Below are 13,133 nucleotides of genomic sequence, written 5' to 3'. Positions count from 1 at the left end.
GGTCCGGGAGTGTCAGCAGGTCGAGCCCATCCCGGGGCTCGGCGAGGCTCGAGGGCGACCGGGCCGTGATCGCCCCGGCTATCGAGGGCGGTGGCGAGACTGGATCGAGGCCCTGTGATCCTGGATCCCCTCAGCCCATCCCCCAGCGATCGGCCAGCCAGGCGGTCAGGCGGGTCTCCAGCCAGCGGCGGTCGCCGAGCCAGGGGGTTCGGCTGACGTAGCCGAGGTGGCCGCCGTGGGGGAGCAACTCGAAGCGGACGTTCGGGGGGAACGCGACTTTTTCGAAGGCCGTGGCGGGGATGAACGGGTCGTCGGCCGCGTGGACGACCAGGCCGGGGAAGGCGATCTCGGGGACGAGCGGGCCGGAACTGCTGCGTCGGTAATAATCCTCGGCCCCGTCGAAGCCGTTGCGAGGCGCGGTGTAGCGGTCGTCGAAGTCGTAGACCGAGCGGACCCCTTCGAGCCCGGTCGGGCCCAGGTCCGGGAACCGCTCGTGCAGCCTGCGCACCTCGGCGCGCAGCCAGCGGACGAAGCTCCAGTCGTAGGCGCGGTTCTCGGCCTTCCGCAACGTCCGGCAGCAGAGCGAGAGGTCGACCGGCGGGTTCGCCGCCACGACGCAATCGGGCCTCACCCCGTCGTACGAAGGCCGGGACGCCTCGGCCGCCATCTTGAGCGCCAGGTTGGCCCCCAGCGAGAACCCCGCGACGGCGATCGGCGAGCCCGGCGCGCGTCCGGCGAGCCAGTCGACCGTCGCGCGGACGTCCTCGGTGCGGCCGGCGTGGTAGAACCCCCTCGCCAGGCCGAACCCGGCCCCTGCGCCCCGGAGGTTCATCCGGACCACCCGGACCCCCAGGTCGCCGAGCCGCCGGGCGAACCGGACGACGTAGGGGGCGTCCGCCGTGCTCGCCAGCCCGTGCAGCAGCACGGCCGCCGGACCCCCCTCGTCCCAGCCGATCGGGATCGACTCGTGCACGCAGAGGCGGTCGCCGTCCGGCAGCTCGATCGTGTCCGTCCACGACCCGTAGGTCGGTCGGCTCGGGTCCATGTAGCGGCCGAAGATCGTCTGGGCGTGGCCCCCCCGGATCCAGGGATGCGGGGCGAAATCGGGCACGAGGCCCTGGCCCGCCGAGGACGCGGCCGATCGCCGAATCGGACGTTGTGGCATGAAACGTGTTGGCTAAGGGGCGAGCCGGGGCGGCGGGACGGCGGTCGTCCCCATCCCGCGGACGGGCGTTGGGTCGGGCCTATTGTACGATTTCCGCGGGCCAGGGCCATCGCGACGACGGATCGGCCCCGGAATCGGAGGACTGCCCCTGGGCAAGTCCCCCCCCGCTTGACTAGCATATTCATCTTCGAGAGCTTGCGCACACCCCTGGCCTACCCGGCTCCAGGAACGGAGGGATCGGCATCCTATGGCAGACATCGTGATCATCAACCCCCGGTTCGAGCCGTCGTACTGGGGGATGGACCACTTGCTCCCGTTCATGGGGAAGTCGGCCAACCTGCCGGTCGCCTGCCTGCCGCTGCTGGCTGCGCTGACCCCCGAGGAGCACACGGTCACCCTGATCGACGAGAACGCCGAGGAGATCGACTTCGACCGCTGCGCCAAGGCCGACATCGTGGCGATGACCGGCATGAGCGTCCAGCGGTTCCGCATGAAGGAGATCCTGGGCGAGCTGAAGTCCCGGGGCTGCTTCGTGGCGATCGGCGGCCCCTGGATCACCGTCCAGGAGGACTATTTCGACGACGAGCCGGCCGACGCGATCTTCATCGGCGAGGCCGAGGAGACCTGGCCCCAGTTCCTCAACGAGTGGAAGCAGGGCCTGAACCAGTATCGCTACGAGCAGCGCGACAAGACCGACATGACGAAGGTGCCGACCCCGCGCTTCGACATGCTCGACATGAAGAAGTACGCCTTCGGCAGCATCCAGTTCTCGCGCGGGTGCCCGTTCCAGTGCGAGTTCTGCGACATCATCGTGACCTTCGGCCGCCGCCCCCGGATCAAGACGACCGATCAGGTGATCGCCGAGCTGGAGGCCATCCGGCGGACCGGCCTGCGGATCGCGTTCGTCGTCGACGACAACCTGATCGGCAACAAGAAGGCGATCAAGGAAGTCCTGAAGGAAGTGATCGTCTGGCAGCGGAAGAACGGCTACCCCCTGAGCCTGTTCACCGAGGCCTCGATCGACCTGGCCGACGACGCCGAGCTGATGGACCTGATGGTCGAGGCCAACTTCATCGCCACGTTCATCGGCATCGAGAGCCCCAGCGAGGACTCGCTCCGCGAGACCAAGAAGTTCCAGAACGTCCGCACGGGCGGCACGCTGCTGGAGAAGGTCCACCGCATCCAGGACGCCGGCATGGAGGTCTGGTGCGGGATGATCATGGGCTTCGACAGCGACGACGTCGGCATCTTCGAACGCCAGATCGAGTTCATCCAGCAGGCCCGCATCTCGTTCTCGATGAGCGGCATGCTCTCGGCCATCCCCAAGACGCCGCTCCACGCCCGGCTGGAAGCCGAGGGGCGGCTCGACCACTCCGACCGCTCCGAGTTCGGGACGAACGTCATCCCCCTGAAGATGTCGCGCGAGGAGCTGCTGGAAGGCTACTTCGAGGTGCTCAACCGCCTCTACGAGCCCCAGGCCTACTTCGACCGGACCGACGCCCTCTTCATGAACCCGGACTTCGACTATGGGATCACCAGCAAGCAGCGCTGGTGGAAGATCTCGACGCGATGGTTCCTGGACGAGATGCGGTGCGCCGTCGAGGGCCTGGGCCTGTTCGCCCGCCTGATGAAGAACGTCCCGGAGCCCGACCTTCGCAAGGAGTACCGCAAGCGGTTCAAGGCCTTCATCAAGGTCCATCGCCGCCCCGGCCTGGTGCTCTTCTACGTCTTCCACATGGCCATGCACTACCACACGTGGAAAATGGCGCGATCCATGTCGAGCCGCAGCCAGCAGCTCGTCAACTCGTTCTAACGTCCGGGCCGCCAGGCGGATGGGGCGTCGGGTCGCCTCGGGCCCGCCGCGGCGGCCGGATCGGGCCGGATTTTCGGAAGGACTCGCTCCCCGCGAGTCCGTGAAAAATGGTACAAACGGGCGAGAGGCGAACGCCTTGTTGTCCGTTTCCTCGCGAACGATAATCCCAGTAACGACCGATCGGGCCGACGCCGCACGGATCCTCGACGTCTGAGGATGCCGGCGCGGATCCTGCATAGCCTAGCCCGGTGCGATGCAGGCGCACCCTCGGCGATCGAAGGCTCGTCGCGGAACTCTTCTCGAAAGCTACACCAAAAAGGTTGACTATGAGCACAACGACGACCGCGCCGCCGGTCTCAAAGCGCATCGCCTGGGCGCCGATCTTCTATATCGGCGGCATACACGTCCTCGCGCTGCTGGCGGTGGTGCCGGCGTTCTTCTCGTGGTCGGGCCTGCTGATCTGCCTGGCCCTGCACTGGCTCACCGGCGGGATCGGGATCTGCCTGGTCTACCACCGCCTGTTGACGCACCGCAGCTTCAAGCTCTGGCCGAAGTGGCTCGAATATCCCCTGACCATCATCGGCATGACCGCCTCCGAAGGCGGGGCGATCGGCTGGGTGGCCGACCATCGCCGCCATCACGCCTACTCCGACGAGGAGCAGGACACGCATTCGCCGCTCCGCGGCCTGTTCTGGGCCCACATGGGCTGGTTCATGGTGACCGACGAGACGTCGCGCCACGGCGAGGCCTACTACAAGCGTTGGGCACCCGACCTCTACCGCGACCCGGTCCAGCGGTTCTTCGACAACTACTTCCTGATCTTCCCCATGGCCCTGTTCGCCGGGCTGTACGCCGCCGGCCAGTGGTACGGCGGGCTGGGGATGAGCTGGCTGATCTGGGGCGGGTTCGTCCGCACCCTGTTCGTCTGGCACACGACCTGGCTGGTGAACTCGGCGAGCCACGTCTGGGGCTACCGAACCCACGCCACCCGCGACCAGTCCACGAACCTCTGGTGGTGCGCCGCCCTGACTTACGGCGAGGGCTGGCACAACAACCACCACGCCTTCCAGACCTCGGCCCGCCACGGCCTCGACTGGTGGGAGGTCGACCCGACCTACTGGACGATCAAGCTGATGCAGGTCTTCGGCCTCGCCAGCGAGATCAAGCTCCCCAAGGTCCGCAAGAACGCCGACGGCACGATCGTCGAGACCGACGTCCGCCCGGCCGTCCCGCCGACGACCGCTGCGGCCCCCTCCTGCCCCCCCGCCGTCGCCCCCGCCCCCCGGGAAGTCCGCAGCGAGATGCAGCAGACTTCCGCCTGACCGGCGCGGTCGATCGTTCCCGAACAAGTTTCCGACCGCCGCGAGCGAACCTCGCGGCGGTTCGTCGTTTCTGAAGGCCGTCGTCGGCCTTGTCTTTCCGGACCCGAGCGGCGATGATGGCGTCGCTCGGGCCGTCTCCGCGACGTCTTGAAGCATGCGGCCCTAGCTCAACGGCAGAGCAGGGGACTCATCAGTCCAGAGGAATGGTGGCGCCGGGGGGCGACCCCCGACCGCGAACCGGGTGAATTGCGGGAAACCTAAACCTCCGCGAGGGGGCATGGCGATCCGCAGCCGAGCCTGGCCGGGCATCCGGTGGCCAGGAAGGTTCAGAGACTAGCGGGGTGAGCCCCAACGATAACCCCCGCCCAGAGCGCCCGGCCTCCCCCGACCGCCCCGCGGCCGGGGCGAGGATGAGATAGTCCAAGCCCCGTGGAAACGCGGGGGCCCTTGAATCCCTTGGTTGCAGGTTCGAATCCTGCGGGCCGCACTCGACCTCCGCCGACACGTCCGAACTGACCCGATCCGCCTCCCCGTCCGCGTCTCGCCTCCTCGTCCTTCGCACGGGAGCCCGCGCCATGACGCCCCTCGCCCCCCTGCTCCGCATGGCCGTCGCCTTGGGCCTACTCGTCGCGCCGGGCGACGACCAGGACCCCGAGGCCGACGCCCCCGGCCCTCGGATCGCCGCACTCGGGCGACGCTTCGAGGCCCGCGAGAAGGCCTTCTACGACGAGCTGACCGCCGCCAACAAGCTGGAAGGCGACGCACGCCAGAAGAAGATCACCGACGAGAACGCGGACTTCCAGCGCGAATGGTTCGCGATGGCGGACGAGGTCCGGGCCCTCGTCCGGACGCACCCCGAGGACCCCGCCGCGCTCGACGGTCTGATCCTTCTCACCGGCCCCATGCGGAGCTTCCTCCAGCCGCAAGACGAGGCGATCGTCCGAGCCCGCTTCCTGGACGATCCCCGCATCGGGAAGCTCTGCGCCTCGCTCGCCTCGCGGCCGGAATCGATCGGCCTGATCCGGGACGTCGCCGATCGCCATCCCGACCGGGTCGTCCGCGGCCAGGCGACCTACGCCCTGGCCTGCGGCCACCGTTACGCGGCCGAGCAGCGCGCCGGCGGGGGCGACACGGCCGAGGCCGCTTCGGGAGAGGGGATCGAGCAGGCTCAACGGCGGTTCCGGCAGGTCGTCGACGAGTTCGCCGACGTCCGCTCGGTCGAGGGGGACTTCCTCCTGGCCGATCGCGCGAAGGGGGAGCTGGCGCGGTTCGAGAACCTGGCGAATCTGAAGGTGGGCAAGGTCGCCCCCGAGATCGTCGGCGAGGACCTGGAGGGGCGGCCGCTGAAGCTTTCGGACCATCGCGGCAAGGTGGTCGTCGTCTGTTTCTGGGCCACCTGGTGCGGGCCCTGCATGGCGATGGTCCCGCACGAGCGCGAGCTGGTCTCCCGCCTGAAGGGCGAGCCCTTCGCCCTCCTCGGCGTCAATTCGGACTCGCCCAAGGATCGGGAGAAGGCCCGCAAGGCGACCGTCGAGAAGCGGATGTCGTGGCCGTCGTGGTGGGACGGCGGGGTCCGCGGCGCGATCCAGACCTCCTACGACGTCCGGCATTGGCCCACCGTCTACGTGCTCGACCCGGCCGGCGTCATCCGTCACATCGACGTCCGGGGGGAAGAACTCGATCGGGCCGTCGACGCCCTGCTCGCGGAGATGAAGGCCCCTCCCGCCCCGCGTTGAGCCCAGGAACCCGAACCCGGAGATCGATCTCATGGCGCAGAACCACCTCGATCAGTTCGTCGGCGACATCGACCCCGCGTTCCGGGCCGGGAAGGCGGACGCGACCCGCGAGGAGGCCGCCTCGCGGAACGTGGCGCTGCTCCGGGAGGTCTTCGGGGCCGTCGCCCGGGGCGATTTCGACGCCGCCGCCCGGGCGATGCACGACGAGGTCGAGCTGGAGATCGCCGGCCCGGCCGCCCTCCCCTTCCTCGGCCGCTGGCGGGGCCGCGCCGAGGTGGCCGAGGCCATGCGACGCAACTTCGGCATGCTCGAAGATCAGGCCCCGGAGATCCGCTCGATCGAGGCCAAGGAGGACCGCGTGGACGTGGTCTTCCACGAGCGCGGGCGGTTCCGCGACACCGGCGCGGCCTACGCCGTCCTTTGCGCCCAGCACTTCACGATCGGCGACGGCAAGATCCGCCGCGTCGACCAGTTCGTCGAGGACCTGGACCCGACCGTCGAGGCCTGAGCCCCGTCGGTCAGATCAGGATCGCCGACCCGGACGCGATCGCCGCCAACTCCTCCCGGGCCTGGACCGCGAGCTGGGCCATGTCGTGGGCCTGCTCCGGGATACGCCGGGCGACCCCCTCCAGCTCGCGGGCGAACGCACCGCCCGGGTCTTGATAGGCGGCCAAAGTCGCTTCGAGGAAGGTTGCTTCGCGGAGGCCGAACAGGCGATTGCCGGGATCGGGATCGCGAGGGTCCTGGAAGATTTCCTTGCCGAAGCCCCCCCGGATGGCCCGGAGCCGCTCCTGGATCGGGCCGATCCCCCCCGCGCCGCCCGTGAGGACCTCCAGGGCCTGGAAGCTGATCGTGATGATCTGCGACTCCAGCCCGGAAGGGTCGGCGGCGACGACAACTGGCAAGGCGCCGCGCAGGAGGCTTTGCTTGGGGCCTTCCAGCAGCCCCTCGGCCCGATTGATCATGGCGGGGGCGTAGTAGGTGGCCGCGTCGTGGACCAGTCCCATCGTCGCCAGGTCGGCCCCCGCCCCGATCCGGGTGGGGAAGTCGCCCCCGGCCACGCCCGCCGACCGGGCCGCCAGGAGCATCCGCCGCGTCGACCGGACGCTGTACGCCTCGCCGCGCTGGGTGATCGTGCCGACGCCGAAATGGGCGGCCTCGGTCCCCGAAAGGTATCGCTTGCCGTCCTCCATCCGCGCGGACGAATGCCCCTTGCCGTGCTGGAGCAACGCCCCCTCGACGCTCAGCAGCGGCTGCCGCTCGCCAAGCACGAACGCCTGGGCCAGGGCGTACTGGAACTTCGCGATCGTCTCCCCCGCCCGCCGGCCCAGGAAGTACGCGAGGGCGTCCTCGCGAGCCAGGCGGAAGAGGAAGTTCGGGTTGTTGAAGGCTGGCCCGGCCACCAGCCGCCCGAGGGCGACAACCCCCATCCGGCCCCTCGGGTTCACGCCGCCGCCCCGCCCTGCCGCCCCGGATCCCATGCCGAACCTCCCCGGCCGGACCATCGGCCGTCGTCGCCGCGTGGAGCCTCGATCCAGCATAGGAGACGCCACGACCGGGCTCGATGTGACCGACAACGCCGGGGTTTCGCGACGAGTCGGCTCAACGACCCGCGGGGGTGACGACGGGCTCTACGATGAATTCGTTCAACTCACCCTTCATCCCCTCCGACGCCGCGGGAGCCTCATCGGGGACGACGACCTCGACGAACCCCTCGTCGTCGGGCGTGACCCGGACGTTCCGAGGCGCGACGCCGGGGCGGAGGATGCCCAGGTGGACTTCCTGGCCGACCTCGACCGTGCCGGGCCCCGGACGGAACCGGAAGTAACCTCGGTCGTCGCTCGGGGGCGGGCCTTGCATGCTCCGGAACGGACGGTCGCTCATCGGGCTGACATGCGCCCCGGCGATCGGCTTCCCGTCCCCGGCGAGGAGCCGGCCGTGGAGCGTCACGGCGTGAGCGACCTCGATCGGAGGAGCTTCGAAGGCCTGCGCCCCCTCTGGGACCGTAAACTTCACGGCCGACGCCGTGGGGGCGAACTGGACGAAGGGGCCGGCCGGGCGGGAGAGGGGATTCCGGCCGTCGGCCCGCAAGGCGACGAACCGTTCCCCGGGGTGAGAGACGACGAGGATCGTCTCGCCGGCAGGCAGTCGCAGGGCGTAGCGGCCGTCCTCGCCGATCACCGTCCGGAGTGCTTCTGCGTCGGGGACGGACGGCGACCAGACCTCAACCTCCACCCCCTCGCCCGGGCTCCCGGATCCGCGTGCGACGACCCGGCCCCGGACCTCGACCCCGCGGACCACGCGGATGTCGACCGGGAGCGTCGCGCCCGGCGCCGGCGAGTCGACCCTCGCCGGTCGGAAAGTCCACGACGCATGGACGCCCGGCCCGGCGAGCACCAGGTCGATCGGCGACTCGTCGAGGCCGTCGAGGACGAAGCGGCCCTCGCGATCGGGCCGGGTCTCGGCCGACGGCCGGAGGAGGCTGCGAGAGACGCGGACGGACAGGGTTGCGAGGTCGAGCCCGGGGACCTCGGAGATCACCCGCCCCTCGATGCGGGCCGACGGCACGACCGTCAGCCTTGGCCGTTCGCCGGGGGTGAGGGTTTGGAGGCCGTTCGCGACGATCTGCGTGGTGGGGGGCGAACCTGCGGGCGGGAGTGGCGCACTTCGGCGGATCGACAACGCTGTCCCGTCGGCGCCGCGGACTTCCAGGCTCGCGTCATAGATGGCAGAGGGGATGTCGCCGGGGAGCGTGAACGAGCCGTCGGCGGCCGTCGTCGCCTCCCTGGAAGCCCCGAGTCCTGATGACGGATCGATCAAAATCGATATGGTGAATTTATTCATTGCGTAGACGCCGGCCGAGGCCCGATCGGCCGCGCCCTGCTCCGGATCGCGGGATGATCGCAGCATCGCCCGCACCCGCGCGCCCTCCAGCGGGTTTCCCGCCGCATCGACGAGGATGCCGCCGAGCGTGCCGAGCTTTCTCAGCGCGATCCGGATTTCGCGGCCCCGAGCGACGACCCAGGAGATGTCGAGCGGCATGGAGCGGGGGGCGAGCCCCGGCATGGAAACGAACACGAGGATCCGGCCCATCCCTTCGGGGGCGACCCAGGCGAATCGACCGCTCTCGTCCGTGTGCAGCGACCACCGCATCGGTTTCGCTGCCGCGTCGGAGCGAGCGTCCTCGATCGTCACCGCGGCCCCGACAAGGGGCTTGCCGTCAGGGTCGACGACGAGGCCCCGGAGTGCATTCGAGGAAGTTCCCGCCACGGGCGCGGCGGGTTCGGGCCGGGGTTGGTCCTGCGCGGTGGCGGTGCGGACGCGGAGGCCGCCGAGGCCGAGGGCGGCGGCCAGGGCCAGGGGGCCGAGGATCCAGGTGCGGGCGAACGAGGGGCGGGACAGCGTGCGGCTCATGTCATCCTCCAGGAGACGCTCGATGCGGACCGCCGTCGCGAGGCGGCCCGGGAAGAAGGGGAGCGAGGCGGACGGGACGCGGCGGGGCGGGCCGGGGCGTCGGCTCAGTTCCAGCAGCAGCCGCGCGAGGCCCTTCGGGTCGTCGCCCAGGGCCACGGCGGCCTCGTCGCAGAGCAGCTCGCGCTCGCGATCGATCCGCCCCAGCAGCCAGGCGACCAGGGGGTGGAACCAGAACGGGCAACGGATCAGCTCCTCCGCGAGCTTGGACGCGTCGTCGCCGCGACGGACGTGCGCCAGCTCGTGCCGGAGCCCCGCCCGGCGTTGGGCCGGCGGCCAGGCGTCCCAGTCGACCGGGACCAGGATGGTCGGCCGCAGCCCGCCGATCACCACCGGCGAGGCCACGGCGGGGTGCCTCGCCATGCGGACGCCTCGACGGCCGGGCGCGTCGGCGACGCAGGCCGCGAGCATCGCCAGGTCGTCGCCTGTGAGGTCGGTCGCCGACTGCTTCCACCGCGCGAGCGTCCAGGCCCCGAGCGCCAGCCGCGCGAGCATCGCGAGCGTGCCCGCCAGCCAGACGCCGACGAGGGACCTCGCGAGGAAGCCGGCTCGATCGAACGGCTGGGGTGTGGCCGCTGGCGTTGGCGCAGGGTCCAGGCGGGGCGAGGGAAGGATCGCAGGCTGGAACCTCTCCGGCTCGACGCGCGGCGGCGCGAACGCCGGGGCGGCCGACCGGATCGGCTCGGGGTCGGGGACCGTCGCCGAGGCCGCCCAGTGCCAGGGGACGACGGCCTCGCCCCAGCGGGGCACGACGGCCAGCGCGGGGCCGGCGGCCAGGACGACCGCGCAGAGGGCGTGACGGGTCGCCGCGCTTCGGGGCGGCCGAATGGCGAAGGCGATCGCGAGGAGGCCGATCAGGACGCCCCAGCGCACGGAGACGTCGGCCAGCCACAGCAGCAAGAGGATCGATCGGTCGTCGCTCATGACTTCCTCCTTTTCCGCTTCGCCTCCTTGACCGGGGGATTGAGTTCGTCGGGATCGGCCTCCCGCCCCCCCTGCTCCGCCTCGGCCAGCTTCGCCTCGATGGCGCGGAGGTCGTCCGGGGCGAGCTGCTCGGCGTCGACCAGGCCGAGGATCAGCTTCTCGGCCGAGCCGTGGAAGAACCGGGCGAGGAAGTCCGAGAGCAGGCTGCCGGTGGCCTCGCGGCTGGAGACGGCCGGGCGGTAGACGTGCGCCTGGCCCTCCTTCTCGTGGCCCACGAGGCCGGCCTTCTCCATCTGCTGGAGCATCCCCAGGACCGTCGTGTACGGCTGACGGTCGCCGCGCGGGAGGTGCTCCATCAGCCCCCTCACCGTCAAGGGCCCGTGCTCCCACAACACCCGGAGCACGGCGAACTGCCGCTCCGTCATCGCCAGGACCTTCCGCCCCGCCATTGCGGCCTCCCCATCCCCTCGGACGAATGGTTGACTACCTTGTGAAGCGTACGGATTATTGAGTAGTTCGTCGGAGGGAGTCAAGCGGCGTCCCCGCGACTTTGCATGACGGGGGGCGTCGGTGCTATGATCCGGTCGACGCGCGCGGGGGTCGTGGAGGCCCGGCCGCGGAGCTTCCCGACCTTCCCGAGCCCCTCGATGATCGACGAGATCGACGACGATCCCATCCCGTTCGCGGACGAGCCGGAGCCGCGGGCGACCCCGCACGTCGGGACGCGTGGCGAGGTCCCGCCCGAGGTGCCGGCCCCGTCGCCGGCCGCCCCGAAGCGGTCGCGCTGGACTCGGCCAGCCGCGTCGGCGGTGCTGGTCGCGGCGTGCCTGGCACACGGCTGGGCGATCTGGACGGGGCTCGGGGGCTGGGAGGGCGTGAACGGCCCGTGGGTGCCCTGGCGGGATGACCATCCGCTCTACTTCCACAGCGCCCTGGTGACGCGGGAGTTCCTGTCGCAGTCGGGGACGACGGCCGGGTACGACCCGTCGTTCATGGCGGGCTACCCCAAGAGCGTGGTCTTCCCGGCGTCGTCGACTCTGCCCGAGTTGGCCGTCTGGCTGTTCGGCGGGGAGCGGCCGGAGCGGACGTTCAAGCTCTACCTGCTGCTGGCGGCGGCTGCGGCCCCCTGGCTGGTCGCCTGCGCGGGGTGGGTCCAGGGGATGGGGCGGGGGGCGGTCGCGACGGCCGTGCTACTGTTCCTGGGGTATGTCTGGACGGACTGGCCGATCAACTACGTCGGCTTCGGCATGCTGCCGTATTTCGTGGCGGCGCCGACCTGCCTGATCGCGGCGGGGACGTTCGGGCGGTTCGTCGACGTCGGGGGCTTCGGCCGATGGCTGGCCGCCGCCCTGCTCTGCTCGCTGGCCTTCCTGATGCACCTGACCGCGGGGATGCTCGTGGCCCCGGCGGGGGCCCTTGCGTACCTCGGGGTCTGGATCGCGAGGCGACGGCGAGGCGCGGGCTTGCCGATCGCTCGACACCTGGGCGTGTGGGCGGTCCCGGTCGTCGTGCTGGCGACGAACGCCTTCTGGTGGGCGCCGGCCCTGTGGCTGTCGGCCACCAAGGGAGAGAGCGGGTTCGCGTTCGTCCACCCGGAGGGCTCGCTGGCGCGGATCGTCCAGCTTTTCACGAGCGAGGCTCCGGCGGAGCTGATCCTGATCGGACTGGGGCTGCCAGGGCTGCTGGTTCTGGCGACTCGCGGGCTGGGGCGCGGCCTGGCGTTGGCGGGGGTGGCGGCGGCCGGCTGGTTCTGGGCCTACACGGCGGCGGACGTCCGTGCGCTCGATTTCCTCCAGCCGGGGCGGCACACGTTCGCCCTGTATTCGGCCCTGGCGTTGGCGTCGGGCGCGGCGGGCGCGGCGGCGCTGGCGAGGCTTCACCCCGCGCCGGGGGCTTCGGGCCCGGAGGCCGTCCGGCTGGACCGCTGGGCCTTGCTCGCGGCGGTCCTGATCGGCGTGCGGATCCTCGGGACGCCGACCGTCGCCTCGGTCCGGTCGCGGGTGCTGGCCGAGCCGACGTTCCTGTCGGCCCAGCCGCCGCCGCGGTTCTTCTGGATCCTCAAGCGGTTCCAGGAGAACGTGAAGCCCGGCGATCGGGTGCTCTATGAGGAAGGGGGCGAGGACGTGCCGGGGGCACCCGACCCGTTCGGCGGCGGGCGGTTCAGCGGGCTCCTGCCGTGGAAGACCGGGGCCGAGCTGCTCGGCGGGCCCTACCTGCGGGCGGCGTTGCAAACGAACTTCACCCAGTTCGGCGGCGACCGGCTGTTCGGCCGCCAGGGCTGGGATCGGGCCTTCTTCGAGCGCTATGCGCGGGTGTATCGGCCGAGCTACATCCTCTGCTGGACCCCCCACGCCCGGCGGTTCTGCCGCGACAACCCGAACCTGGCGACGATCCTGGACGACGACGGGACGCTGCTGTTCGCGCGGATCGAGGGATTCGGCGGCGACGCGATCCGGGGGGCGGCGACGGTCGAGGCGACGCCGGGGAGGCTGGTGGTCCGGGGGATGACGCCCGATCTTGACGGTTCCGTCGTGTTGCGGTATCACTCCGTCCCGAGCTTGCAGGCCCAGCCGGCCGCGCCGGTCGACGCGGAATCCGCGGAGGAGGACCCGGTCCCGTTCATCCGGGTCCGGCCCGCCGCGGGGGTCTCGGAGGTGACGCTGGAGATGGCGCCGCCGGTCCGAACGCCCTAGACGCCGCGC

At 70.8% G+C, this 13,133-nt stretch carries 9 protein-coding genes; 5 read left to right on the top strand and 4 right to left on the bottom strand.

What is annotated here, in order from left to right; translation table 11 throughout:
* Positions 1-130: 130 nt before the first annotated feature.
* Complete coding sequence (locus G6O68_RS12490; protein WP_240911153.1) at positions 131-1,111, bottom strand: YheT family hydrolase; 981 nt, start codon at positions 1,109-1,111, stop codon at positions 131-133.
* Positions 1,112-1,412: 301 nt separating this feature from the next.
* On the opposite strand from G6O68_RS12490, the gene G6O68_RS12485 reads away from it, so the two are divergent.
* The 4 genes from G6O68_RS12485 to G6O68_RS12470 all read left to right on the top strand — a co-directional run bounded on the left by G6O68_RS12485 (position 1,413) and on the right by G6O68_RS12470 (position 6,544).
* The gene (locus tag G6O68_RS12485; protein ID WP_165248190.1) at positions 1,413-2,978 is read left to right on the top strand and encodes a B12-binding domain-containing radical SAM protein; all 1,566 of its coding nucleotides are present in this window, start codon (positions 1,413-1,415) and stop codon (positions 2,976-2,978) included.
* Between the two features lie 326 nt (positions 2,979-3,304).
* Positions 3,305-4,300, top strand: a complete 996-nt coding sequence (locus G6O68_RS12480) for an acyl-CoA desaturase (RefSeq protein WP_165248188.1) — start codon at positions 3,305-3,307, stop codon at positions 4,298-4,300.
* 575 nt (positions 4,301-4,875) lie between these two features.
* Positions 4,876-6,036, top strand: coding sequence for a TlpA family protein disulfide reductase (locus tag G6O68_RS12475; RefSeq protein ID WP_165248186.1), 1,161 nt, complete (start codon positions 4,876-4,878; stop codon positions 6,034-6,036).
* Between the two features lie 31 nt (positions 6,037-6,067).
* Positions 6,068-6,544, top strand: a complete 477-nt coding sequence (locus G6O68_RS12470) for a nuclear transport factor 2 family protein (protein WP_165248184.1) — start codon at positions 6,068-6,070, stop codon at positions 6,542-6,544.
* A 10-nt stretch (positions 6,545-6,554) separates the two neighbouring features.
* Here the strand turns inward: G6O68_RS12470 and G6O68_RS12465 are convergent, their stop codons facing one another.
* From G6O68_RS12465 to G6O68_RS12455, 3 genes are all read right to left on the bottom strand, one after another.
* Positions 6,555-7,517 (bottom strand): hypothetical protein, encoded by a 963-nt coding sequence (locus tag G6O68_RS12465; protein ID WP_165248182.1) that lies wholly within the window; start codon positions 7,515-7,517, stop codon positions 6,555-6,557.
* 121 nt (positions 7,518-7,638) lie between these two features.
* Positions 7,639-10,431, bottom strand: a complete 2,793-nt coding sequence (locus G6O68_RS12460; protein ID WP_165248180.1) for a carboxypeptidase regulatory-like domain-containing protein — start codon at positions 10,429-10,431, stop codon at positions 7,639-7,641.
* Complete coding sequence (locus G6O68_RS12455; protein ID WP_165248178.1) at positions 10,428-10,880, bottom strand: BlaI/MecI/CopY family transcriptional regulator; 453 nt, start codon at positions 10,878-10,880, stop codon at positions 10,428-10,430. Before G6O68_RS12455 ends, G6O68_RS12460 begins: the two co-directional genes overlap by 4 nt.
* A gap of 198 nt (positions 10,881-11,078) precedes the next feature.
* Here G6O68_RS12455 and G6O68_RS12450 point away from each other — a divergent pair, with 198 nt between their 5' ends.
* Positions 11,079-13,124 (top strand): hypothetical protein, encoded by a 2,046-nt coding sequence (locus tag G6O68_RS12450; RefSeq protein WP_165248176.1) that lies wholly within the window; start codon positions 11,079-11,081, stop codon positions 13,122-13,124.
* The last annotated feature ends 9 nt before the right edge of the window (positions 13,125-13,133 follow it).

Source organism: Paludisphaera soli, assembly GCF_011064595.1.
Classification (GTDB): Bacteria; Planctomycetota; Planctomycetia; order Isosphaerales; family Isosphaeraceae; genus Paludisphaera; species Paludisphaera soli.
The sequence above is the reverse complement of the archived record's forward strand: the minus strand, read 5'-3'. Positions and strand labels throughout refer to the sequence as shown.

What these genes read in the sequence shown, in the direction of transcription:
- G6O68_RS12485 (WP_165248190.1), top strand. Translation starts at nt 1,413, where the DNA reads ATGGCAGACATCGTGATCATCAACCCCCGGTTCGAGCCGTCGTACTGG.
- G6O68_RS12480 (WP_165248188.1), top strand. Translation starts at nt 3,305, where the DNA reads ATGAGCACAACGACGACCGCGCCGCCGGTCTCAAAGCGCATCGCCTGG.
- G6O68_RS12475 (WP_165248186.1), top strand. Translation starts at nt 4,876, where the DNA reads ATGACGCCCCTCGCCCCCCTGCTCCGCATGGCCGTCGCCTTGGGCCTA.
- G6O68_RS12470 (WP_165248184.1), top strand. Translation starts at nt 6,068, where the DNA reads ATGGCGCAGAACCACCTCGATCAGTTCGTCGGCGACATCGACCCCGCG.
- G6O68_RS12465 (WP_165248182.1), bottom strand. Translation starts at nt 7,517, where the DNA reads ATGGGATCCGGGGCGGCAGGGCGGGGCGGCGGCGTGAACCCGAGGGGC.
- G6O68_RS12460 (WP_165248180.1), bottom strand. Translation starts at nt 10,431, where the DNA reads ATGAGCGACGACCGATCGATCCTCTTGCTGCTGTGGCTGGCCGACGTC.
- G6O68_RS12455 (WP_165248178.1), bottom strand. Translation starts at nt 10,880, where the DNA reads ATGGCGGGGCGGAAGGTCCTGGCGATGACGGAGCGGCAGTTCGCCGTG.
- G6O68_RS12450 (WP_165248176.1), top strand. Translation starts at nt 11,079, where the DNA reads ATGATCGACGAGATCGACGACGATCCCATCCCGTTCGCGGACGAGCCG.